Source organism: Butyrivibrio sp. ob235 (assembly GCF_900109475.1).
Taxonomy (GTDB): domain Bacteria; phylum Bacillota; class Clostridia; order Lachnospirales; family Lachnospiraceae; genus Butyrivibrio.
This window is the reverse complement of sequence record NZ_FOBE01000018.1, coordinates 41,407-66,462: the sequence shown is the minus strand read 5'-3', so window position 1 is coordinate 66,462 and position 25,056 is coordinate 41,407. Positions and strand designations below refer to the sequence as shown.

At 43.5% G+C, this 25,056-nt stretch carries 21 protein-coding genes; all 21 read left to right on the top strand.

All coding sequences use genetic code 11. The features are described from left to right. Positions 1–16 precede the first annotated feature (16 nt). Positions 17–670: a sugar transferase gene (locus tag BMW61_RS13030; RefSeq protein ID WP_022762271.1), complete on the top strand. Its 654-nt coding sequence runs from the start codon at positions 17–19 to the stop codon at positions 668–670. 2 nt (positions 671–672) lie between these two features. Then, a complete protein-coding gene (locus tag BMW61_RS13025; protein ID WP_026498825.1) occupies positions 673–1,671 on the top strand; it encodes an ATP-grasp domain-containing protein in 999 nt (332 codons plus the stop codon). Between the two features lie 27 nt (positions 1,672–1,698). Continuing rightward, a complete protein-coding gene (locus tag BMW61_RS13020) occupies positions 1,699–2,796 on the top strand; it encodes a glycosyltransferase family 4 protein (RefSeq protein WP_139176313.1) in 1,098 nt (365 codons plus the stop codon). Between the two features lie 54 nt (positions 2,797–2,850). After that, on the top strand, positions 2,851–4,167 hold the full coding sequence (locus BMW61_RS13015) for a nucleotide sugar dehydrogenase (protein WP_022762274.1): 1,317 nt from the start codon (positions 2,851–2,853) through the stop codon (positions 4,165–4,167). A 68-nt stretch (positions 4,168–4,235) separates the two neighbouring features. Beyond that, positions 4,236–5,039 (top strand): DUF2334 domain-containing protein, encoded by an 804-nt coding sequence (locus BMW61_RS13010; RefSeq protein WP_091822667.1) that lies wholly within the window; start codon positions 4,236–4,238, stop codon positions 5,037–5,039. Positions 5,040–5,041: 2 nt separating this feature from the next. Next, on the top strand, positions 5,042–6,313 hold the full coding sequence (locus BMW61_RS13005) for a glycosyltransferase family 1 protein (protein WP_026498828.1): 1,272 nt from the start codon (positions 5,042–5,044) through the stop codon (positions 6,311–6,313). Positions 6,314–6,327: 14 nt separating this feature from the next. Then, positions 6,328–8,265: an asparagine synthase (glutamine-hydrolyzing) gene (gene asnB, locus BMW61_RS13000; RefSeq protein ID WP_091822663.1), complete on the top strand. Its 1,938-nt coding sequence runs from the start codon at positions 6,328–6,330 to the stop codon at positions 8,263–8,265. Continuing rightward, a complete protein-coding gene (locus tag BMW61_RS12995) occupies positions 8,262–9,515 on the top strand; it encodes a glycosyltransferase (RefSeq protein WP_091822661.1) in 1,254 nt (417 codons plus the stop codon). Before asnB ends, BMW61_RS12995 begins: the two co-directional genes overlap by 4 nt. A gap of 43 nt (positions 9,516–9,558) precedes the next feature. Then, positions 9,559–11,067: an MBOAT family O-acyltransferase gene (locus BMW61_RS12990; RefSeq protein ID WP_091822658.1), complete on the top strand. Its 1,509-nt coding sequence runs from the start codon at positions 9,559–9,561 to the stop codon at positions 11,065–11,067. 18 nt (positions 11,068–11,085) lie between these two features. Continuing rightward, positions 11,086–12,189, top strand: coding sequence for a hypothetical protein (locus BMW61_RS12985; RefSeq protein ID WP_091822655.1), 1,104 nt, complete (start codon positions 11,086–11,088; stop codon positions 12,187–12,189). A gap of 10 nt (positions 12,190–12,199) precedes the next feature. After that, positions 12,200–13,243: a glycosyltransferase family 2 protein gene (locus BMW61_RS12980; protein WP_091822652.1), complete on the top strand. Its 1,044-nt coding sequence runs from the start codon at positions 12,200–12,202 to the stop codon at positions 13,241–13,243. Positions 13,244–13,277: 34 nt separating this feature from the next. After that, positions 13,278–14,147, top strand: coding sequence for an alpha-1,2-fucosyltransferase (locus BMW61_RS12975; RefSeq protein WP_022762282.1), 870 nt, complete (start codon positions 13,278–13,280; stop codon positions 14,145–14,147). A gap of 31 nt (positions 14,148–14,178) precedes the next feature. Continuing rightward, positions 14,179–16,002, top strand: coding sequence for an ABC transporter ATP-binding protein (locus tag BMW61_RS12970; RefSeq protein WP_022762283.1), 1,824 nt, complete (start codon positions 14,179–14,181; stop codon positions 16,000–16,002). After that, positions 15,971–17,167, top strand: coding sequence for a hypothetical protein (locus BMW61_RS12965; protein ID WP_091822648.1), 1,197 nt, complete (start codon positions 15,971–15,973; stop codon positions 17,165–17,167). Before BMW61_RS12970 ends, BMW61_RS12965 begins: the two co-directional genes overlap by 32 nt. Next, positions 17,118–18,527, top strand: a complete 1,410-nt coding sequence (locus BMW61_RS12960) for a sugar transferase (RefSeq protein ID WP_091822645.1) — start codon at positions 17,118–17,120, stop codon at positions 18,525–18,527. The genes BMW61_RS12965 and BMW61_RS12960 overlap by 50 nt, the downstream gene beginning before the upstream one ends. A 12-nt stretch (positions 18,528–18,539) precedes the next feature. After that, entirely contained in the window at positions 18,540–19,574 is a 1,035-nt protein-coding gene (locus tag BMW61_RS12955; RefSeq protein ID WP_091822642.1) for a glycosyltransferase family 2 protein, read from the top strand. Continuing rightward, positions 19,571–20,647, top strand: coding sequence for a glycosyltransferase family 2 protein (locus tag BMW61_RS12950; protein ID WP_022762287.1), 1,077 nt, complete (start codon positions 19,571–19,573; stop codon positions 20,645–20,647). Before BMW61_RS12955 ends, BMW61_RS12950 begins: the two co-directional genes overlap by 4 nt. Further along, positions 20,644–22,035, top strand: a complete 1,392-nt coding sequence (locus BMW61_RS12945) for a DUF3329 domain-containing protein (protein ID WP_091822640.1) — start codon at positions 20,644–20,646, stop codon at positions 22,033–22,035. Before BMW61_RS12950 ends, BMW61_RS12945 begins: the two co-directional genes overlap by 4 nt. A 19-nt stretch (positions 22,036–22,054) precedes the next feature. Next, the gene (locus BMW61_RS12940; RefSeq protein ID WP_091822637.1) at positions 22,055–23,269 is read left to right on the top strand and encodes a polysaccharide pyruvyl transferase family protein; all 1,215 of its coding nucleotides are present in this window, start codon (positions 22,055–22,057) and stop codon (positions 23,267–23,269) included. Next, entirely contained in the window at positions 23,269–24,183 is a 915-nt protein-coding gene (locus tag BMW61_RS12935; RefSeq protein ID WP_022762290.1) for an alpha-1,2-fucosyltransferase, read from the top strand. Before BMW61_RS12940 ends, BMW61_RS12935 begins: the two co-directional genes overlap by 1 nt. 42 nt (positions 24,184–24,225) lie before the next feature. After that, the gene (locus BMW61_RS12930) at positions 24,226–25,035 is read left to right on the top strand and encodes a DUF4422 domain-containing protein (RefSeq protein WP_091822634.1); all 810 of its coding nucleotides are present in this window, start codon (positions 24,226–24,228) and stop codon (positions 25,033–25,035) included. The last annotated feature ends 21 nt before the right edge of the window (positions 25,036–25,056 follow it).

Sequence of the window (25,056 nt, the reverse complement as noted above, 5' to 3'; positions counted from 1 at the left end):
CAAGAATAGGAATAAGATGACAAATTCAGTTAAGAAAGGAAGACAGGGTATCTACAGTCTTTTCATAAAAAGGCTCATAGATATCATTCTCTCACTTCTGGTGTTGGTCTGCTTTTCATGGCTATACCTGATACTCGCGATTTTAGTACGCGTTAAGCTGGGAAGCCCGGTTATTTTCAAACAGCCGCGCCCGGGTAAGGATGAGAAGGTCTTCAATCTGTACAAATTCAGAACAATGACAGACAAGAGGGACGAGAACGGCAACCTTCTTCCCGATGAGGACAGGCTTCCGGAGTTTGGTAAAAAGCTCCGTGCCACAAGCCTTGATGAACTCCCGGAGTTCATCAATATTTTAAAAGGGGATATGAGTTTTGTCGGTCCAAGACCTCTTCTCGTTAAATATCTTCCTTTATATAATGAAGAACAAAAGAGAAGGCATGACGTTCGCCCCGGTCTTACGGGATGGGCGCAGGTCAACGGAAGAAACCTTCTTAGCTGGGAGGACCGCTTTGAGAAGGATGTCTACTACGTCGACCATCTTTCATTTTTGATGGATCTTAAGATTGTCTTTATGACAGTGGCTGTTGTATTCAAACACGATGATATCAACAGCGCCACTGATGCAACTATGGAGGCCTTCACCGGCACTCCGCCCAAGAAAGAAGAGTAAAAATGAATATTTTATTTACAAGCGTCGGAAGGCGTTGCGAACTTTTAAAAGATTTCAGACAGACACTCGGAGATAAGCTAAGGATCGTTGTTACGGATAACAGTCCCTATGCACCGGCTCCGGCCTTTGCCGATACGGCTTACAGAGTGCCGCTTATTACGGATGAAAACTATATTCCGATCATTCTCGAGATATGTAAAAAGGAAAAAATAGATGCAATAACAACTCTCATCGATCCCGAGATTTCTATTCTCGCCGATAACAGAGAGAAATTTGAGGAGCTTGGAGTTACTGTCCTTGCTCCTTACAAGGAGACCGCGGATCTTTGCTTCAATAAATTCGAGATGTTTAAGTATCTTAAGGAAAACGGTGTTCCGACAGTACTTACCTTCGGAACCTTTGCTGAGTTCAAGGAGAGCTACGACAAGGGTGAGATCAGCCTTCCTGTTTTTATTAAGCCCAGATGCGGAAGCGGAAGCGTTGGCGCGAGGAAGGTAGAGAGCATAGAGCTTCTTGAGGAGCTTACAGCCAGAAGTCCCGAGCTCATTATTCAGGAGTTTATGGACGGAAAGGACATGGATGCGGATATTTATGTTGACACCTTAACCCATGAGCCGGTTGCGATTTTTTCCAAAAAGAAGATATCAACTACCATTGGAGGAGCCAACAAAACCATCTCCTTTAAGGATGAGGCCCTCTTTGAGTTTGTTAAAAAGGCCATGAAGGTGTTCAAGTTTAACGGACCTCTGGATATGGATCTTTTTTACAAGGATGGTCAGTATTATCTCTCGGAGATTAATCCCAGATTCGGCGGGGCTTATCTCCATGCTTACGGCGCGGGTGTTGACTTCCCTTCACTTATTTATACAAATGTTGTGGAGAAGAAGGCGAACGAATCGATTATCGGTCAGTACGAAGAGGACGTCTGCATGCTCATGTATGACAGCGTTGTAATAGAAAAGCTCTCCAATCTCGAGGGCAACATGCAGGAGATAAATTAAGAACCATTATTGAAGGATCATAAAAATATGACGATACTGATTCTTACAAATTATGCAAATGGGTTATACCTTTTCAGGAAAGAGCTTCTTAAGTCATTTCTGGATGCTGGGCATATTGTTCTTATATCCGTTCCTTATGATGAGAACTGTAAGAAACTGGAAAAATACTGCACCAGGCTTATTGATACTCACCTGGAGAGACATGGCAGTAATCCGATTCATGATATAGACCTTTTTAACAGATATAATTCCCTTATGAGGGAGCTTAAGCCTGATGTGGTGCTTACCTACACGATAAAGCCGAACTTATACGGCGGGCTTGCCGCAAGATTTCAGAAGATCCCATATATCACCAATATTACGGGACTTGGGATGGCTATTGAAAACGGCGGTTTTATGAGTAAAGTCCTGATAACTCTTTACAGGAGTGCCACAAAAGGTGCAAAGAAGGTCTTTTTCCAGAATGAGAGAAACAGAAAGTTCATGCAGGACAGAGGTGTTGCGCTTCATAACAGCGGTCTTCTCCCAGGATCCGGCGTTAATCTTGATGAGCATCCCTTCAGAGCCTATCCGCTGGAGAATGACGGAATACACATTCTTGCGGTCATCAGGGTGATGAAGGACAAGGGAATAGCAGAATTTTTAGAGGCTGCGGATATCATTTCGAAGAAGCATGAGAACGTGTTCTTCGACCTTGTCGGCGAGTACGAGGAGGATGAGAGGCAGATCTACGAGCCTATGATAGCTGAACTTGTGAAAAAGGGCAGCCTAACCTATCACGGACATCTCGACACGGTAGAACCCATTATGGATAAGAGCCACATAATCGTGCATCCTTCTTATCATGAGGGCATGTCGAATGTGCTTCTGGAGGCAGCAGCCTGCGGAAGACCGATCCTTTGCAGCAATATACATGGGTGCATAGAAGCTCTCGATGGCGAAAACAGCGGTTTTGCTTTTGAACCAAAGAGTACAGAGGCGCTTGTTGCAGCGATTGAGCGGATTCTTGCACTTTCCGAAAAGGACAGGGTAAAAATGGGCCGGGCCGGAAGATTGTACATTGAACAGAATTTTGACAGAAGAATTGTCACAGACGCTTATAGGGCGGAACTTGAGAGCCTGTGAGTTTGACAGACATAGTATAATAGTAGAGTAAATATATTTTTAGGAGAAAGAAAAATGAGTTTGTACGAAAAACTCCTTGCAGGCGAGGAGAAGCTTTCACTTGTAGGACTTGGTTATGTAGGAATGCCCATTGCGGTAGCATTTGCTAAGAAGATAAAGGTTGTAGGCTACGATTTCAATGCTGAAAAGGTAGCACTTTACAAAAAGGGAATCGATCCCACCAGAGAGGTCGGGGACGATGCGATTAAGAAGACAGAGGTTGACTTTACTGCCGATCCCGAGAAGCTTCGCGAGTGCAGATTTCACATCGTAGCGGTTCCGACACCGGTTAATGATGATCACACACCTGATCTTACACCCGTTGAGAGTGCCAGCAGAACACTTGGAAAGTACCTGACAAAGGGCTCAATCGTTGTATATGAGTCAACGGTTTATCCCGGAGTTACAGAGGATGTGTGCGTTCCGATTCTTGAGAAGGAGTCAGGACTTAAGTGTGGCGTTGATTTTAAGGTTGGCTACTCACCCGAGCGTATCAATCCCGGTGACAAGGTTCACAGACTTGAGACTATAGTGAAAATCGTATCCGGTATGGATAAGGAGACCCTCGAGGAGGTTGCAAACGTTTACAAGCTTGTAGCTCTTGCAGGTGTTCACGAGGCAGAGACCATTAAGGTTGCAGAGGCTGCAAAGGTTATCGAGAACAGCCAGAGAGATATCAATATTGCTTTCATGAACGAGCTTTCAATGATCTTCCATCGTATGGGAATCGACACCAAGAGTGTTCTTGAGGCAGCAGGTACGAAGTGGAACTTCCTTAACTTCAAGCCCGGTCTCGTAGGCGGTCACTGCATAGGTGTAGATCCTTACTACCTGACCTACAAGGCAGAGGAGCTCGGCTACCACAGCCAGATCATTCTTTCAGGTCGTCGTATCAACGATGATATGGGAAAATATATTGCGGAGTCCTGTGTTAAGAATCTTATTGCCCAGGATCTCAATGTTAGACATGCAAGAGTAGGTATTCTTGGTTTTACCTTCAAGGAGAACTGTCCTGATACACGTAATACCAAGGTTATCGATATTTACAATGAACTTCAGGAATACGGAATCTCACCTATCGTGGTAGATCCGCAGGCTGACAGCGACGAGGCTAAGCGTCTCTATGGAATCTCTTTCAATACAATGGACGATTTCAAGGATATGGATGCGGTTATCGTTGCGGTTGCTCATGAGGACTTCCTCGGAATTACCACTGAGGATATCAAGAAGTGGTACAATCCCGAGCACAAGAGAAGAGTATTCCTTGATATAAAGGGTATCTATGACAAGAACAGCTTCGATCCTTCAGAGTTCTCATATTGGAGACTTTGATGACGAGGCAGTTATAAGCAAAAACAAATGGGGGATATGCCGCCACCGCAGCGTGGCGGCGTTATTGTATGAAGATTGTAATCAGACTTGATGATTTTTCTCCGGGTATGGATATGGGGAAATTTAGGCGTTTTAAGAGGCTTCTTGATGAGTATCATATCAAGCCTCTTATTGGCGTTGTTCCGGAAAACCGGGATCCAAAGCTGGATGCCTTTCGTGATGAGCCTGAGGAGGATAATAAGAAGCCAAAGGGCAGAGAGGAGCTTCCCGATGATAAGATTCGCGAGGAGGACTATCCTTTCTGGCATCTTGTAAGGAATCTTCAGTCCGAGGGCTGGATAATTGCCATGCACGGGCTACATCATGTGTATACCACCAAGAAGGGTGGAATGCTGCCCCTTAACAAGCAGTCCGAGTTTGCCGGCATTGATCTGGAGAAACAGATTGATATGATAGCCGAGGGAAAGCGTATCCTTGGTGGACATGGTATAGCTACCGACTTTTTCATGGCACCGAGCCACAGCTACGATAAGAATACTATGACTGCTCTTGCTGAAAACGGATTCAGAAGAATAACAGATGGTTTTGGAAAGAGAGCATACAGAAGATTCGATATGACTTTCTATCCGATTTCATTTAAGAAGGATGCGGTGCTTAAGGATGAATCCGAGGGATACACAACCTTTGTTATTCATACCAATACCTTAAATGGTGACGATTTTGCCTACTATGAGAAGGTATTTGCCAGCGGAAAAGTAGTGAGCTGGGATGAGTGGCTTTTGGAGGAGCCTGCGGAGGCTTCTGATTTACAGGGAATTAAAGAATATCTAATGGCACGCTTTAAATATATCGCCGTGCATAAAAGGTGGTAAAGATGGCGCAACCGATAAGAATATTACATGTTTTTGGAACACTGGGACTTGGCGGAGCGGAGAGCCGCATCATGGATCTGTACAGGCATATCGACAGAGAGCGTGTACAGTTTGATTTTTTGGTGCATGCGGATGCTGATCCCACCGGTAAGAAGTGCCCCACATCAGACGAACTTATGCTGGTGAGAAAGCCGGATTATTTTGATGATACTGTAAAAAAGCTGGGCGGAAATATCTATGCGGTTCCCAGATTTCATGGGACAAATGCAAGGGATTACAAGAATGCCATAAGGATGTTCTTCATGCAGCACAGGGGAGAATGGAAGATGGTGCAGGGCCATATGACAAGTACGGCTGCCATTTATCTCCCGATCGCCAAGAGCTGTGGGATAGGAACTACCATAGCACATGCGAGAAGTGCCGGTGTTGATCCCGGATTAAAGGGCGTTGTGACAAAAATAATCAGGGCACCTCTTGCAAAAGAGGATACCTGTGATCTGAGATTTGCCTGCACGGAGAACGCTGCAAGGTCGGTATTTGGCGATACCATGACTGATGAGGGTCTTGTAAGGATTATTCCAAATGCTATTGATCTCAAGAGATTTGTTTATAATCAGGAAGTAAGAGATAAGATAAGAAAAGAGCTGGGACTCTCCAATGCCATCATAATCGGGCACGTGGGGAGATTCCATTATGCCAAAAATCATGAGTATTTGCTTAAGGTATTTGCCGAATTTCTGCGAATCCTTAACCATGATGATGCCAATTCCTTCAGTATGCTCCATGGAATGAGGATAAGGCTTCTCATGCTGGGAGAGGGCTCTCTGATGGATACCATGAAACAGCTGGCGGTAGATCTTCATATAGAAAAACACGTGATATTTTGTGGTAATAAGTCCAATGCCAATGAGTACTATCAGGCGATGGATTATTTTCTCTTCCCTTCGAGGTACGAGGGACTTCCGGGAACTGTTGTTGAGGCACAGGCAGCAGGACTTCAGTGTCTTGTCTCTGATTCAATAACACCTGAAGTTGATATAACTCCTCTTGCAAGCAGGATGAGTATTGAGGAACCTCCGGCTATGTGGGCGAGGAAGATTCTAAATGACCTTATGCTCAGGGATTACTCCGAAGGAGAGGATGAAAATGCGCTTCCTATCGGGGACAGAGAGGCCTCATCAGAGCCTTTGACAGCTATGATCAGAGAGGCCGGTTTCGATGTACGGACTCAGGCAGAGCATTTGCAGAGCTTTTATTTAACTGGAAGATTTTGATAAGGTACCGGTTCATGTGCGGAATATGCGGATTTTTTTCCAAAAATAGAATAACAGAAGATGAGCTGCGTATCATGAACGATACCATGATTCACAGAGGCCCCAATGATAACGGCGTGGAGCTCTACCCGGGGAAAGATGGCTACACCATAGGCTTTGCCCAGAGAAGACTCTCGATAAACGATTTGTCGCCCTTGGGACATCAGCCGATGACCTCTGCGGATGATAGAATATCAGTTGTTTTTAATGGGGAGATTTACAATTTCCTGGAGCTGAAGGAAGAACTTAAGGGCTATCCTTTTAAATCAACCTGTGATACAGAGGTTATTCTCGCAGGATACCTTAAGTGGGGCAAGGATTTGCCGCAGCATATACATGGTATGTTTGCGATTGCTCTCTATGACAGGGAGACGGATGAGCTGCTTCTTATCAGGGACAGGATTGGTAAAAAGCCTTTGTATTACTGGTATGAAGCCGGAAATATTGTATTTGGCTCGGAGCTTAAGCCCATTATGAAGTGCCCGGGCTTTAAGGGGGATATCAGAAAGTCGATAATTCCGCGATATCTGTATCAGCAATATATAAATGCCCCTGAGAGCATTTTTGAGAATGTATGGCAGGTTGAACCCGGACAGATGCTGGTTTTCAAAAACGGTGAGGTTACAAAGACCGGATACTGGAGCATTAAGGAAGCCTATAAAAAGGGATCGGCTTCCATGATAGAAGATTACAGCGAGGCGAAGGCAGGACTTAAAAAACGCCTTCAAAAGTCTGTGGCTGACCGAATGATAGCGGATGTTCCTCTTGGAGCATTTTTGTCAGGTGGCTATGATTCTTCGCTTATAACAGCGCTTGCTCAGGAACACAGTGATTCACCGGTGAAGACTTTCAGTATCGGCTTTAATGTTCCGGAGTATAACGAAGCCGAGTTTGCAAAGAAGGTGGCGGAGCATCTTGGAACAGATCACACAGAGCTGTATATCGATGAGGCAGAGATGCTCGAGCTTGTGGACAGTATTCCGGATTACTATGATGAGCCCTTTGCGGATGAGTCACAGATACCGACCATGCTTGTGTGTAAGCTTGCAAGGCAGAAGGTGACAGTTGCTCTGTCGGGAGATGGCGGAGACGAGTTTTTCTGCGGATATAATGTATATGAGCATGTGGCGAAAGCCAGGGAGCTTGACCTCCTGGGCGGAGTTGTGAGCGGCGTAGGACAGATTCCGGTAGGAAAAGATAAGCTTCTTACTAAGCTTCCGATAAAAGTGCAGGCGGTTGCAAATAACCGTGACCCCGAGACCAAGACTCAGATATCTTCTCCTGCATATATTCCCGCGGCTCATGCCCTTGTTACGGGAATTGAGGAACCGGATCAAAAGCTTACCTATGAGCAGTATGTAAACCGCAGATTCGGAGAGAGCGGACTTTTTCCGTGTCAGTATCCCGTGGAGTCCTCCTATGAGGTGGATGACTGGCAGGTAAGGCGCATGCTTCTTGATATGGACACCTATCTTCCCAGTGATATTCTTGTGAAGATGGACAGAGCTTCGATGAAATATTCGCTTGAGTGCAGATGTCCTATTATGGATACAGCTGTTATGGAATACAGTTTTTCCATACCGCATGGTTTTAAATATATGAACGGAGATAAGAAGCATATCCTTAAAGATATTGCTTATGACTATATACCGAAGGAACTGCTGGACAGGCCTAAGAAGGGCTTTGGAGTTCCGATGGATGCCTGGCTTAGAGGCCCCTTGAGAGATAGTCTCATTGATTTAAGTAACGAGAGTTATCTTAAAAAACAGGGGGTATTTAATCCCGAATACACGTCTTCTTTTATCAGAAATTATCTTGAAAAAGGTGATGGCGGTGCTTCGACGGGCGCCAACTTCTCCAGACTTTCCTGGAGTTTTCTGAGTTTCCAAAAGTGGTATGAGAGGTACTTATGACAGGTGGCGGTAAGCTGAGAAAAAAGCATATTGCTATGTATATAGGATCGCTGAACAAGGGCGGTGCCGAGCGCGTTATGTGTAACCTTGCCGAGTATTTTTACAGCATAGGTTATAAGGTTACGCTTGCGACCACCTATCTGTCCGATGACGAGTACGAGCTCCCCGATGCCGGATGGAAAGTTCTTGAGGACGAGGATGACAAGAATGCTGTTAAGGTTTTAAGTCCCGATGAAACGGAGAGGTATGTTGACCTTACGGGCGGTGTTCCGATGGGAATCGGACGTGTATTTACCGCTCTGATGCCCTACGAGCAGGGAAACAGACTGCAGAATTTTCATAGGAGAATTCAGAAGCTGACAAATACCTGGGAGAGAATAAAGCCCGATCTGATACTGTCATTTCTTGGAAAAAACAATGTTATGGCGATACAATCAGCGCTGGGACTTGATATACCCGTGGTGGTTTCGGTGAGGGCAACACCTTCGGAGGAATATGCGGGAACCGGCCTTAATCTTGCTATGAAGACTTTGTTTCCGGGGGCTGCGGGAGTTGTGGTTCAGACCAATGGGGCGATGGATTATTTCGGTTCACTGATAAAGACGAAATGTAAAGTCCTTCCAAATGCAGTCAATGAAGAATTCATAGGACATGACATCGTTCCCTTTGATGAGCGTAAAAAGGTAATAGTATCAGTAGGAAGACTTGATGAAAACAAGAACCAGAAGATACTTATAAATGCTTTTTCCTATGCTGTAAAGAAATATCCGGACTACAGGCTGGTTCTCTATGGCGACGGACCTACAAGAGACCTCTTGGAGAGACTCTGCAGGAGCCTTGGAATTCTTGATGAGACCGGTAAAGGCGCTGACGGTAAGGTAACCTTCATGGGTAGTGTTGACAGGATTGCCGACAGAATCGCGGAGGCAGAGATATTTGTGCTGACATCCAGAACTGAGGGTATGCCCAATGCACTAATAGAGGCGATGGCCCTCGGACTTTGCTGTATTTCTACGGACTGTCCCTGCGGAGGCCCGGCAGATCTCATAGTTAACGGTAGGAACGGGATACTGATTCCCATGGAGAGCGATGTAAACATGGCGATGAATATTTTCCATTCGTTGGAGCGTATAATGGAGGATCCTACGATTGCCAGAAAGATGGCGGCATCTGCCCTTGAAGTCAGGGATAAGTACAACCCGCAGGTAATAAATGAGATGTGGCGTAAATATTTTGAAGAATTGATGTAAGAGATTTTTTCATAAAAAATATTGATATTAAAGGAGATAGCGGATGCAGTTTAACTCATATATTTTCATACTGTGCTTTTTGCCGCTGTCTCTTATTTTATATTTTCTTTTCCATGATATGGGGAAGAAAAAGATGGCGATGACATCACTTCTGTTGATGTCGCTTTGGTTTTACGGATATTTTAATCCCTACTATCTTGCAATTATCTGCAGCAGTATTGTCGTAAACTATCTGCTGTCCAGAGCCATGAGTAAATACAGAAGGCCATGTTTGATAGCAGGCGTTCTTTTTAATGTAGGACTGATTTTTTATTTTAAGTACTACGATTTCTTTATCGAAAATGTTAATAGCGTTTTCGGAACCGGTTTTAATCTCAGGCATATAGTATTGCCGCTTGGAATCAGCTTTTTTACCTTTCAGCAGATATCCTTTATCGTGGATTCCTACAAGGGTGAAACCGGCGACTATTCGTTTCTCGAATATGCGCTGTTTGTGGCATATTTCCCTCAGTTGGTGGCAGGTCCTATAGTACTCCATTCCGAGCTCATTCCGCAGTTCAGAGATGAAAAAAAGCACAGGATTAACTATGAAAACTTATGCCGCGGAATTATGCTGTTTTCAAGGGGACTTGCCAAAAAGATGCTGATTGCGGACACCTTCGGAAAAGCTGTGGACTTTGGCTTTTCGCAGGCAGCTCTTATTCCGGTGGGAGAGGGTGCTCTGACAATTCCCGAGATAATTATTGTTATGTTATCCTACACCTTCCAGATTTACTTTGATTTCAGCGGTTACAGCGATATGGCAACGGGACTTGGTGCGATGTTCAACCTGGATATTCCGATGAACTTCAATTCACCCTACAAGGCAATATCCATCGCAGGTTTCTGGAAGCGCTGGCACATGACACTTACAAGATTCCTTACGAATTATATTTATATTCCGCTTGGCGGTAACCGGAAGGGGAAGCTTCGAACTTATATAAATACACTTGTTGTTTTTCTGGTGAGCGGAATCTGGCACGGTGCGAACTGGACATTTATTCTGTGGGGTGTATTCCACGGATTGTTTCAGTGCATCAACAAGCTTACGCACGGAATATACAAGTCGGTTTGCGATAATGCCGCAAAACTCCCGGCGGGTAAGGCTTTTGCCGGAATAATAAAGACCGTTAGCTGGATAATAACATTTGGTATATTAAATGTGTTGTGGCTTCTTTTCAGAGCTGACAGCGTAGAGCAGTGGCTTCAGATTTTAAGAAGACTCTTTGTGCTCAATCTCGATGTGAGATCTGAGCTTATCGAGGGCTTCAGAATCCCGAGATTCAGATATGTATTGTCTGCGCTTCATCTGCCTGATGCTGATAACGTGGTACTTCTTACGGGATGCGCCCTTTCGATGATTGCGGCTCTTCTGATATGCCTTTGCTGCAAAAACAATTATGAGAGAAAGTACAAGACAGATGCGGTTTCTCTCGTATTTACATGGGTGATTCTCATGGTTTGCATAGTTTCCATGAGTTCAATCTCTACATTTTTATATTTCAACTTTTAATCGGAGCAGAACTTTGTTATGAAAAGCAAAAAATGGTTTTTCTCCATCTTAATATTGTCTGTGGTTTCACTGATCCTGATAGCGGGACTGGTGTTTTTTGTGGACCCGTTTTTCCATTACAGAGCACCGAATCCCAAATTCTTTTATAAGCTTTATGATGAGAGATCGCAAAACGATGGTATAACAAAGCACTTCGACTACGACGCCATAATAACCGGGACCTCAATGGCAGAGAATTTCAAGGCATCGCAGTTGGAAGAGGGACTTGGCTTTAAGACCATTAAGGTGCCCTATTCGGGAGCTACCTATAAGGAGATAAATGACAACCTGGAGGTGGCTTATAGGAGCGGACATAACCCGCGTTATGTTTTAAGGCCTCTTGACTACACGCTTCTTGTAAGAGACAAGGATGAGCTAAGAGATGATATGGGTGAATATCCCTACTGGCTTACAAACGATATTATCTGGGATGATGTGAAATATCTTTTGAATAAGGATGTAATCGTAAGATATACAATACCTGCCATACTTGGATATTTTCAGGGAAAAAACCCCGGATATACGAATTTTGACGAATACAGCTTTACCGACGGGGAAAATATTTACGGAAAAGACCAAGTTCTTCTTGGGAGAAAGAAATTTAAGGAGCCCGAAAAGTATTATCTTCCATCCGATGAAGATATGAAGATGCTCGAGGAAAATATAGAGCAGAACGTCGTTGCGCTTGCCAGAAAGCACCCCGAGACTACATTTTTATATTTCTTCCCGCCTTATTCGATGGCATACTGGGGAGCAGTTAAGGAGGATGGAGAGCTCGATAATCTGTTAATATATAAAGAGAGAGCAATAGAGCTTATGCTCGAATGTGACAACATACATATTTACAGTTTTACTACTCATACGGACATCACCGCTGACCTTGACAGATACAGGGATCAGGCGCATTACGATTATGATGTGAATTGTATGGTGATGGATACTATAATAAAATATGAGAACGGCTATGAAAACACTGACATGTTCTCGGTATCCGACAGAATTACGAAGGATAATGTCATAGAATACGTGGCAGCCGAGAGCGTACTGTTGAGTGAGTTTGATTACAACTCACTGATCAAATGACGGAGCAGTTATGAAGGATATCAGCCATTTTTATTACAAGGGAATAGAACCGGAGAGGCAGCCTCTCGTTACGGTTGCCATATCCTGCTATGATGTCGAGAAGTATATTTCAAGATGCATAGAGTCCGTACTTGCGCAGACGTATTCCAACCTGGATATTCTGATTCTGGATGACGGATCCAGGGACAGAACCGGCAATATCTGCGACTATTATAAGACGCAGGATTCCAGGATAAGGGTGGTGCATCAGAGCAATCAAGGCCCGGGAACCGCAAGGAATTATCTGCTTGATATGGCTTTCGGAGACTTCATTGCGTTTCTTGACGGCGATGACTATGTTGAGAAATACATTTATGAATACATGGTCAGTGCAATCCTTGAGACACAGTGTCCGCTGGCTATCTGTAAGTATTATGAGAACAAGGAAGAGGATCCTGTAAAACGATATCAGCTTACTGAGGACATGCGTGCAAACAGACTCAGGATAATTCCGAGGGACGAACTTATCACCGGACTTATTGAGGAATCAGATGAACTTCCTGTCAGAAGTATGGTATGGAACAAGCTTTATCACAGAAGCATTCTGGAAGAGAGACGGTTCCCGGGAGTGATGTTTTACGAAGATAAACTGTTTACACTTCAGGTTCTCGGAGATGTGGAAGAGGCTGTGTTCATTGACACGCCGCTTTATCATTATATAATAGACAGAAAAGAAGGTTTAAGAACACAGGCGGGATTTTTCTGCATTTTTTCAGAGTGGCTTCCGTCACTACGGGATGCGAGGAACTATCTGTGCAGCATAGGCAGGGAAGATCTGGCCTGGTCACAGGATTATCTGAAATATAAGCAGCTTCTCGATTACTATTCTGAGGCCAAGCGTGACAAACTTGGTGATAAAAGTAAGTATCTTCCGGATATAACAGCGGAAATCGAGAAATGCAAAGATTCCTTTGACAAAATATACGGGTGCAGGATTGCTGACCCGAAGGAAAAAAAGCGCATGCAAAAGTTTTTGGAGCATCGCTGGACTTACGATCATTTCTATCTTAGATGATAATAATACATAATAAAAAGACGCAGGGGGAAGTATGATAATAATCAGAATGATGGGCGGTCTGGGTAACCAGATGTTTCAGTACGCCCTTTATCTTCAGCTGAAGGCATTGGGGAAAGAAGTCAAAATCGATGATGTATACGGGTTCAGGGATGACCCCCAGAGAGACCCGGTACTTGAAAAAATGTACGGAATAACTTATACGAAGGCTTCTGATGCAGAAGTTGTGGATATTACGGATTCGCATCTTGATATTTTCAGCAGAATAAGAAGAAAGCTCTTTGGCAGAAAATCACATGAATATATTGAAGAGACAGGACTCTTTGATCCCAAGGTATTTGAGTTTGAGACTGCATATCTCAACGGATATTTTCAGAGTGATAAATATTTCCCGGATAAAGAAGTACTCGCTCAGCTTCGCAGGGAATTTGTGATTAAGCCCGATGATGTGTTTACTTCGGCGGACAGCTGGGAACTTTACAGACAGATACGTGAGACGGAGTCTGTCAGCATCCATGTGAGAAGAGGAGACTATCTTCTTCCCGGAACAGTGGAGACCTTTGGCGGAATCTGTGACAATGACTATTACAAGAGAGCCATTGATCGCATGGTCAGTGAGCATCCGGATGCTATTTTCTTTGTCTTCACCAGTGATAAAGAGTGGTGCGAACAGAATGTGTCAGGTAAAAAGTTCCGTATAGTCGACACAAAAGAGGAAAACGACGATGCTGCAGATCTTCTGCTTATGAGCCTTTGCAAGCATCACATCCTTGCCAATTCAAGTTACAGCTGGTGGAGTGCGTGGATGAACGATTCACCGGAGAAGACGGTTATTGTGCCCTCAAAGTGGCTCAATACCAAGCCCATGGATGATATTTATACTTCCAGGATGACAAAAATCTGAGGGTGAAGGAATAGACGATAAAGGATAGTTTATGAGTTTGAGTAATCCGAAGGAGAATAAGGCCGAGAGTCTTAATCTCCTTTCCAAAATAAATTACATTTTTGATAAAAAGCAGAAGAGAATGCTGGTAGTTCTGGGAATCATGATAATTATCGGCGGACTTTTCGAGACTCTGGGAGTAGGAATGCTTGCTCCTGTTGCGGAGGTTATTCTTGATCCCGAGGAAGTATATAAAAAGATTGAGGGTATTCCGATCGTTAACAAAATGCCGCAGCTTCTTGGCCTTGATACCAACGCCAAGCTTATATGTGCGATACTGGCACTTCTGATCGCAATATACATAGTTAAAAACATATATCTTCTGATATTGGTATACGTTCAGAACAGCTTCATCTCCAAGACACGTAATGACATGATCTCCCGCGTAATGAGGGAATTTTTGAACAGACCTTACGAGGATTATCTTGGTGCTGATATTCCGACTGTATTTCGAATAACTGACGGAGACATTCCCAAGACCTTTTCACTGATGCTGGCGCTGCTCAATCTTTGTACCGAGCTGGTTGTTTCAACATGCCTTGGTGTTTTCCTTATTTATAAAAACTGGAAAATGGCACTTCTTATCATCGTAGTGCTTGGTGGTATGACTATGATCATTACCAGAGTCTTAAAGCCCAGGATGAATGACATAGGAAGAAAAAATCAGACTATTGCATCAAGAATTGCCAAGTGGCGAATCCAGGCAATCTATGGCTTAAAGGAAGTTAAGGTGCTGAACCGAGAGGACTTCTTTATCAGAAATTATTATGAGTCCGGTAAGATTGGTGCAGATACGGACATAAGATATACATTCCTGAATAATACGCCGAGATCCCTTATTGAGACAGTGTTTATGGTTTCAATTTTCGGATTTATGATCTGGTTTATATCAAACGGTGGAGATACAAAGGTTTTGGCGGCTCATCTTACAGTATTTGCTGTTGCTGCGGTCAGGCTCATTCCCAGCGCTACACGCATAAATACTTATGTAACAGAGATTGCTTATGAAATGCCTGCCCTGGACTTTGTGTTTAATAATCTTACCGAGTCCATGAAGGCAGATAAGAAGATGGCTGCTGAGAGAAGCGCCATAGCAGGACCTGCGCTTTCTCTTAATGACAAGATTGAGCTTAAGGGAATTACCTTTGCTTATCCCGATTCCGACAAGAATATTTTCACCGGAGCGGATATGGTGATACCTAAAGGAAAGTCTGTTGGTATCATGGGTTCCTCCGGAGCAGGAAAGTCCACTGTTGTGGATATACTTCTCGGACTTTTGCATGCACAGAAGGGTGAGATACTCTGTGACGGACAGAATATTTTCAGTAATTACGAGTCTTGGCTTGCTCAGATAGGATATATTCCACAGAGTATTTACCTTATTGATGAGTCTATAAGAGACAACATCGCCTTCGGTATCGATGCGGAGGAGATAGATGAGGAGAGAATCTGGAAGGTCTGCGAGGAAGCACAGCTTGCTGAGTTTATTAAATCTCTGCCCGAGGGTCTTGATACCAAGATAGGTGACAGAGGTGTGAGACTTTCAGGTGGACAGAGACAGCGTATAGGTATCGCAAGAGCGCTGTATCACAATCCGGAGATCCTTGTGTTTGACGAGGCTACAAGTGCTCTCGATAATGAGACAGAGGCAGCAGTTATGGAGGCTATCAACAGCTTCCACGGCAAGAAGACAATGATAATAATCGCCCATAGACTTAACACCATTGAAAAGTGCGACATGATCTATGAGGTTAGCGATGAAAAGATCGTGGAGACCAGTCTTGATGGAAAGATCGTTTATCATAAAGCTACGTAATATATGTTTATATGCGGCACTGACCATAGAGCTTCTTCTTATGATCTATGAGAGAAGCACGCTGCCGCTTTCCAGTCCGAAGATGATCTTTCGCGTTAGCTTTGTTCTGACGGTTGCAGCGGTGCTTCTTACGAAATATTCGTTTAAACAATGGGTTATTATCGCTATAACGGTTGCAATAAGCGTGGTGAGCTATAAAATTACAGGGAATAATGATCTTCTTCGATTTTCATTATTTGTTATAGCCTGCAAGGATGCTGACCTCAAAATTATGCTTCGCTATATCTTTGGGGTGACTGTGGTGGGAAGCCTTATCATTGCAGCCGCATCGGCTCTGGGCATTGCCGGAGACGTGAAAATAGCCCAGGATTTCGGGCGTGATGCCGGCTCCGAGGTTAGATATGCTTTTGGCTTCGGTCATCCAAACACGCTGCAGAGTGTGATTTTTTCGATAACTGTTCTTTTGATTTATCTGATAAGGGAATTTGCTAAGTTCAAAAGAAATGTTATAATGGCAATTGCGCTTGTCCTTAATGTGCTTTTGTATTTTATTACCGGATCAAGAACGGGCACGGCGCTTACAGTTTTTACCATAGTTCTGGCATTTATTGTTTATCAGTTTGGGCCACTGAAGGACACAAAGATACTCTATGTGTCAGGGGCAGTGGTTATCGGTGCCTGCGTGGCTTTTTCGGTTTGGGCAGCAGCAATCAGCAAATATGCCAGAAAGAAGAAGTATCCGTTTTATTACAAGCTTGACCGGATTCTTACAGGACGTATACAGTCATTGTATTATGACACAAAGCCTCACAAGGGGGCGCTTCAGACCTGGAGTCTTTTCGGTGACAAATTTAGCGGTAATGCTTTTTTTGATATGGGGTGGGTAAGGTTTTTTTACTGGTATGGAATCATACCGGCGATACTGATCTTACTTGTTATTTTATATTTAATATATCGCTTATATCTAAACAGGGATTACGGGGTGATGATAATGATAATCTCTGTCAGCTTATTTACTCTGGTTGAAGCTAGTTTTGTTTCTTCGTTTATAGGAAGGAATTATCTGCTTCCCATAGCCGGTGTATATCTTCTAGGCGATATATGGGAGGAAAATCGTGCAGGGAAAAACAAAGTATCTGATCAATTACATACTATGGATAGTTGATATTGTATCCATAGTTGTTTCTTTTGTGCTTGCTACTTATATCCGTTTCCTGAACTTCAGGGACATGGAGGATAAGGCGCTTCACTTCTATGTATGTATCGTTATGGTATTGGTATGTACAATCTATACCTTTGCCATAGATTCCAGCAGGGGATTTTTAAAGCGTACAGTTTGGAAAGAGGGTACGGTGGTATTTAAATCCGAGTTTGTTCTTATTCTCGGAACAATTGCCATTGCTTATGCTCTCCAGTTGGCACAGCCGTTTTCCCGACTTGTTATGCTGTATTTCATTATAATCAATTCAGTACTTATGCTTGCGCTTCATCAGATTGTGAAGCTTATACTGAAGCAGTACTGGCAGAGCGGTGATGCGGCAATAAAGCTTCTTGTTGTTTCCGAAAAAGAGATCATGATGCCTACCATCAGACATCTTCAGCACAGACTTGAGTTCAACTATTCAATAGAAGGTGCTGTTTGCCTTGATGAGGATATGGAAGGCGATGAGATTAGAGGAGTTAAGATTATCGCTAACAGAGAGAACCTCATTGATGTAGTAACCTCTCTTGCGGTAGATGAGATATTTATCTATACCCCCAATATCAGCCAGAAGGCTCTCAATGAGACTATAGCTGCCTTTGGTGATATGGGTGTTACGGTTCATTACTGCGTAGAACTTCCCAATATCGCAGGAAGTACTTCGGTTGGCAATATCGGAACTTATTCAGTTATTTCATATATTCACGGAACAGAGAGATACAGAGCGCTCATGATCAAGCGCCTTATGGATATTGTGGGAGCCTTTGTGGGACTTCTGATAACCGCAGTTGTTACACCTTTTGTTGCGCTTGCAATTTTCATTGATGATCCCGGTCCGATCTTCTTCTCACAGATCAGAATCGGAAGAAACGGACGTAGATTCAAGATTTATAAATTCCGAAGCATGAGAACAGATGCCGAGGAGGTTAAGAAGAAGCTGGAAGCACAGAATGAAATGAACGGTCTTATGTTCAAGATGAAGGACGACCCCAGAATTACCAAGGTGGGTGCTTTTATCAGAAAGACAAGTATCGATGAGCTTCCGCAGTTCTGGAACATATTCAAGGGCGATATGAGCCTTGTGGGAACAAGGCCTCCGACCGAAGATGAGTTCAATCAGTACAACCAGTATTATCGTAGAAGAATCAGTATGACGCCCGGACTTACAGGCCTTTGGCAGGTCAGTGGACGAAGCGATATAGAAGATTTTGATGATGTAGTTAAGCTTGATCTTCAGTATATAGACAACTGGTCACTGGGACTTGACCTGAGGATTCTTATTAAGACTGTCGGTGTTGTACTTTTTGGAAGAGGCGCACATTAACGAGGGTGTTGTATGCCGGAAAAATTAGTCAGTGTCATTATTCCTGTCTATAACATAAAGGAATACTTTAAGGACTGTATTGAAAGTGTTATAAACCAGACCTACCGCGACATAGAGATAATTCTCGTAGATGACGGAGCAAGTGATGGAAGTGAAGTCATGTGCGATGATTATGCCGCAAAGGATGAGAGAATCCGCGTTATTCATAAGAAAAACGGCGGATTGGTGTCTGCGTGGAGTGCAGGTGTCAAGGAAGCTACCGGTCATTATGTTATGTTTATCGACGGCGATGACTGGGTAGATACGGACATGGTTGAATCGCTTCTTGAATTTGCTAAGCCAAATGAGGGCGTTACTGAGATCATCAGTAGTAATTATATTATTGAGAAAAAGAACGAGAAGCGTAAAGCGTCCAATGGAATGCCTGTTGGTACATATTCCGGGGCAGAACTTCGAGAAGTAAGGACAAAGCTTCTTGGAGAAGAGAACAGACCGGTTATTATGTCCAGATGCATGAAGCTTATAACAAGGGATCTTATTTTAAATAACATGAAATATTTAAATTATGATATCCGTATGGCGGAAGACGTAAATATAATGCTTCCGTGCCTTCTCGATGTAGATAGACTTGTAATTCATGATGGATTCTTCTATCACTATAGAACAATCGGTACTTCTATGGCGCATGGGTATGACGAGCGGCTGCTTGATAATATCAGGCAGGATTACGATACCTTTTCCGGAATTATGAAGGACAAGGGCGTATCCAACGGGAAAGAACAGATGGACAGAGAATATGTGAGACTCCTGTTCTTTGTTATGAAAAATTTGCTCAGGGCAGATATTCCCGGAGTAACCGGGCGCGTAAGAGAAATTTTTGATACAGAGCCCATCAGGGGCATTATAAAAAATACACCCGTTACTGTATCGGAGAAATCCAATAAGCTTCTTTATTTTGGAATGAAACACCCGATTGCACCGGTGGTTCTTCTGATAAAGATGATAATCAGGAGCTTTGACAGAGTAACGGCGGGGGCATTCTTATGAGTACTAATGGGGGCGGACCACTTATCAGCGTCATTATACCTGCTTATAATGCACAGGAGCTTATAGAGAACTGTGTGAAGTCAGTGTGCAATCAGGTGGTATCAGATACTGTCAGAGCCTTTTTTGGTATAGCAAATGATGCAGACAGCAGCCTCTTTGAGGTTGTTATAGTTGATGACGGATCAACTGACAAAACAGGTGAGATCTGTGACAGACTCTCATCAGAGTATAATTTTATAAAAACCATTCATGTAAAAAACGGCGGTGTATCAAAAGCTAGGAATATCGGACTTGAGAATTCCTGCGGAAGGTATATCGCTTTTGTTGATGCTGATGACAGCGTGGAGGATACATATTTTGATAATCTGCTGGTGGCTGTAACAGGAGGCGATGATACTGCATCCGAAGATAGAATATCTCTTGTTATTATGGATGGTAAAATGGTAACAGATGATATTATTACCGGACGAAGGTATCTTGAGGACGGCCTCTTATGTGAAGATACCCATGTATGGGGAAAGCTTTTCAGTAGAGAGGCTCTGACAGTGGGAGGACGTGAGATTCGATTCCCTGAGGGACTTACCATAGGAGAGGATATGCTCTTTCTTATGGAATTCCTGATAGGTATCGGAGACAGGCCCGGTATCAGAGCTATTGAAGGCGGCGGATATCACTATAATTACAATGACGACGGGGCTATGCTGAAGCGTTTTACGCCTTCCTATCTGGATCAGATTACCTGCTGGGAGCGGGCTGACAAGCTTATGGAGAGCATGAATCCCGGTGTGTCCTTAGAGTCTGTCAGAAGGCTCTCCGTGATCAAGATAATGGCTGCACTTTTGGTTGTAGGAAAATTTGCTAAAATCCTCAATATGAGCGAAAATAGTGGTAGGGCTATGATTCTTGCCATGAGGGAGGAAGTGATAGGTAGGGCTAAAGGGATGATCACTGCAGCGAAAGCGGTTCCGGGAGCCTTCAGAGCACTTTCATCAGGCTATAAGGTCAAGACAGTTCTGTTTTCGGTAAGCCCTGACCTTTATATGAAACTTTACGGACAATGGAAGAAAAGATGATTAAAGAGGAAAACACCAGAAAAAGACTGTTTATATTCTCAGTAATATTGTGCTTTGTGACAATCTTTATCTATGAGTCGCTGACTCCGATGCTTATGGATGACCTTCCATATAGCAGGGAGGTTAGCAGGGCAGGGAGTTTCTTCGACCTTTTTGCGCAGGAATATAACCAGTATATGACCTGGATTGGCCGAAGCGTCGCGCATTTTATGCTGAGAGCCATTATGTTTATCGATATGCATACTCTTGGAGGCAGAACATTCTTCAATATCATAGCTGCGGGTGTGTTCACGCTACTCACTGTGCTGATTTATCTGAATACCGATAGCAAAATACGATATAACGTTAAGAATTATTTGTTGGGAGTACTTCTTGTCTGGATTTTTGGCGTGTCTTTCGGTCAGACAGTACTTTGGGAAGACGGTGCCTGCAACTATCTTTTTACAACAACAATAGTTATGGCTATGGTAACGGCATTTCGAAAGACCTATAGAAGAAGTATGTCGGGGGAGAATGCTACCGGTTTAAAATTAACCTTAGGTTTCTTTGTTTTGGGATTATTTGCCGGATGGTGCAATGAGAATACGAGCGGAGGACTCCTCCTTTTAATGATAATTCTCATATGCTATTACAAGAAGGTCTTCGTATGGACAATATCTGCAGTTATCGGTACGATCACAGGATTTGCCCTTATGCTGTTTGCTCCCGGCAACAGGATCAGAATGCAGTATATGGAGGAAAAGCACGAAGGACTTTCGGCGATACCTATAAGGTTCCTTAACATTACAACTACTCTTAAGGAAGAATTCATGCTGCTTTTAATTGCACTGGTTATTCTTCTTATATTCCTGTGGGTTCAGGGTAAAAAGTTTGAGGATATGAAGGAGATGTTTCTGTTTACATTCATATTCTTCGCAACGTCCTATTGCCTGGTGCTCACTGCAACGCCGCAGGAGAGAGTTTTCTTTGCTCCGGGAATATTCCTTACGGTTGCGCTGGTTCAGGGTTATGCGAATATTGATCCCGGCATGCCTGACCCGGAGTCGGCAAGATATGTGATTTTTAAGACCCTTAAACTTGGAATTGTGGGAGCGATGCTGGTCTATATGGTATTTACCTATATAGAATGCGGCGCAAAGCTTGTATGGATATACAGAGTGGAGCGTGAAAGGTACGAATACCTTGAGGAAATGGCAGCAAAGGGCGAAGAGAATGTAACGGTTCCAATGCTTTATCCTCAGTTTGAGAACAAATATACAGCTGCTTACGAAAGTGATGTCGCCGGTGACATTGATGATGACAGATACTGGATTAATGAACTTATAGCAAATTATTATGGCTTTAAAACAGTAACCGGTGTGGATCCTGACATTTGGGAAGAAAATTGATTATACGGATGAGGGACTGATGGACAGACAACTGATTTTTTATATGCACGCCGGAAGCGGCAACCACGGCTGCGAAGCCATAGCGGATGCCACACTTTTTGCTTTGAATAAGGTAAATGAGGGTAAAAAGGGGATAGCTCCTATTATTGTTACCAATAACAGGGAGCAGGACATGCGCTACGGGCTCGGAGAAAGGGTATCCGGTGGTGAGTGCAGCATAATTGAGGAAAAACATATAGCTGAGGATTTTATACCTCATGTTATGTATTATGTCTATAGAAAAATAACGGGTGATGCAGTATCTTTTTGGCGTTATCAGTTTAAAAATGTGCTTAAGACAGCAGGAGATTATATAAGACCAATAGCTGTGTCCATTGGTGGAGATAATTACTGCTACCCCGAGATGGTTAATGATCTTAAGCTTGCACACGAAGCCTTCCTGGAAAAGGGAATGCAGTCAGTGCTCATGGGATGTTCGATAGAACCCGATACAGTTTTGGGGCTAAAGGACGACCTGATGAAATTTGATCTCATAACAGTAAGGGAATCAATTTCTTACGAGGGGATGATACAGGGCGGAATACCGGAAGAAAAGGTTAAGCTTTGTCCGGACCCTGCATTTATGCTTCCGGTGGAAAAGGGAACTCTTCCCGAAGGCTTTGAGGAAGGCAATACGATAGGTCTCAATGTCAGCCCGATGGTTCAGGGGAAAGAATCCCGCCCCGGAATAACCATGGAAAACTACAGAAATTTAATAAAACATGTGTTATCTGAAATGGACGGAGCAAAAGTAGCTCTTATTCCTCATGTGGTTTGGAGCAGCAATGATGACAGAAAACCGCTTAAAGAGCTCTATGAGGAGTTCAAAGATACCGGAAGGGTTATCCTTGCAGAGGATGCGTCTGCTCAGAAACTTAAGGGAATAATCAGCGCCTGCAGATTTTTTATAGGTGCAAGGACACATTCCACTATCGCCGCTTATTCTACCTGTGTACCAACCCTGGTGCTCGGATATTCGGTAAAATCAAGAGGAATAGCAAGAGATCTCTTCGGGACGGAAGAAAACTATGTGGTACCCGTACAGAAGCTGAAGACGGAGACGGATCTCGTAGAGGCGTTTAAATTCATAGTCGAAAACGAAGATAATATCAGAGGAAAACTAAGTGAAATAATGCCGGAGTATAGCAGCAGAGCTGCTAATAACGTGCGTTATATAAAGGAGCTTGTCAGATAATGCTGATAATACAGATAGCAGGCGGCCTTGGAAATCAGATGCAGCAATACGCCATGTATAGAAAGCTGCTCAAAGCCGGTGCTGATAGGAATATAAAACTCGATACAAAATGGTTTGATGAGGATAAGCAGAGCGGGGTTCTGGCAAAGAGAAAGCTTGAGCTTGAGTACTTTACCGGATTGCCACTTCCTGTATGCAGCGAAAGTGAGCGGGCAAGATTTACGGACAGAAGTGTGGCAAGGAAGGTGGTGGAGAAGCTCGTTCCCGGAATGGGAAGTCGATTTACCGAGAGCTGCATGTATCATCCGGAAATATTCGAATTAAAGGATAAGTATATCGAGGGTTATTTTGCCTGCCAGAAATACTATGACGATATTATGGGTGAGTTGCAGGAGCTTTTCGTATTCCCCACACATCCTGATGAAGAGATCAATATTAAAAATATGAATCTTATGAATGAGATGGAAATGGTTCCCAGCGTAAGTGTTCACATAAGAAGAGGTGATTACCTTGATCCGGAGAATGCGGCGCTTTTTGGAAATATAGCTACAGATGCGTACTATGACAGTGCGATGGAATATTTTAAAGCAATTGATCCTGACACGCATTTCTATATTTTTACGAACGATCCGGAATATGCCAGAGAAAAGTATGCCGATCCTGGTAGATATACGATAGTAGACCATAACACAGGGAAGTATTCTCTTCTGGATATTCAGCTTATGAGTCACTGCAGGGGAAATATCTGTGCTAATTCCACATTTTCTTTCTGGGGAGCAAGACTCAACCGAAGAAAAGACAAAATACCTGTAAGAACTCTTGTAATGCGTAATAACCAACCGGTGACTCCGGAACTGATGCATGAATATTGGCCGGGGTGGGTGCTCGTGGACAAAGACGGCAAAGTGCGGTAAAATAAGCATTTAGATATTGATTGAAGGAAAAGGTACAGGCGAATGCCCGATATCAAGATTATAATCGCGACGACAAAAAAATACAGAATGCCTGACGATCCTGTTTACTTGCCTATACAGGTAGGCGCTGCCTTGAAGAAGGCTGCAAATACTCCGTATATTAAGGACAACACGGGCGACAATATTTCCGAGAAAAACAGCAGTTATTGTGAGCTGACCGGACTTTATTGGGCGTGGAAGAATCTTAAGGCAGATTATATAGGGCTTGTCCATTACAGAAGATATTTTGCGTCACCGGAATCAAGAGGTGAGGATGATCCGTTCAACAGAATCATAGGTGGCGAGGAAGTTAAGAGGCTTCTGGAAAAGAGCTGTATTATTGTCCCGAAGAAAAGAAGATATTATATAGAGACACTTCAGTCGCATTATGCGCACACACATTATGTGGAGCAGCTGGATGAGACGGGAAAGGTGATAAAGGATCTCTTTCCGGAGTATATGGAGTCATTTGAGAGAGTAATGACACAGACCTCCGGGCATATGTTTAACATGATGATCATGCGCAAGGATGTGCTGGACAGATACTGTGAGTGGTTGTTCGCCATTCTTCCCGAGGTTGAGAAAAGATATCCGGAGGAAAATCTCGGAGCCTATCAGGGAAGATATATCGGCAGAATCGCAGAACTGATATTTAACGTGTGGCTCGATTACCAGATTACGTCGGGAGTTATACCGCGATATCAGATACAGGAGCTTCCCTGCGTACATATTGAGACAGTCAACTGGCTTAAAAAGGGCGGAGCTTTCCTTGCAGCAAAGTTGTTTCATAAAAAATACGGTCACAGTTTCTGACCTTAGGGGACAAGTGAGAAA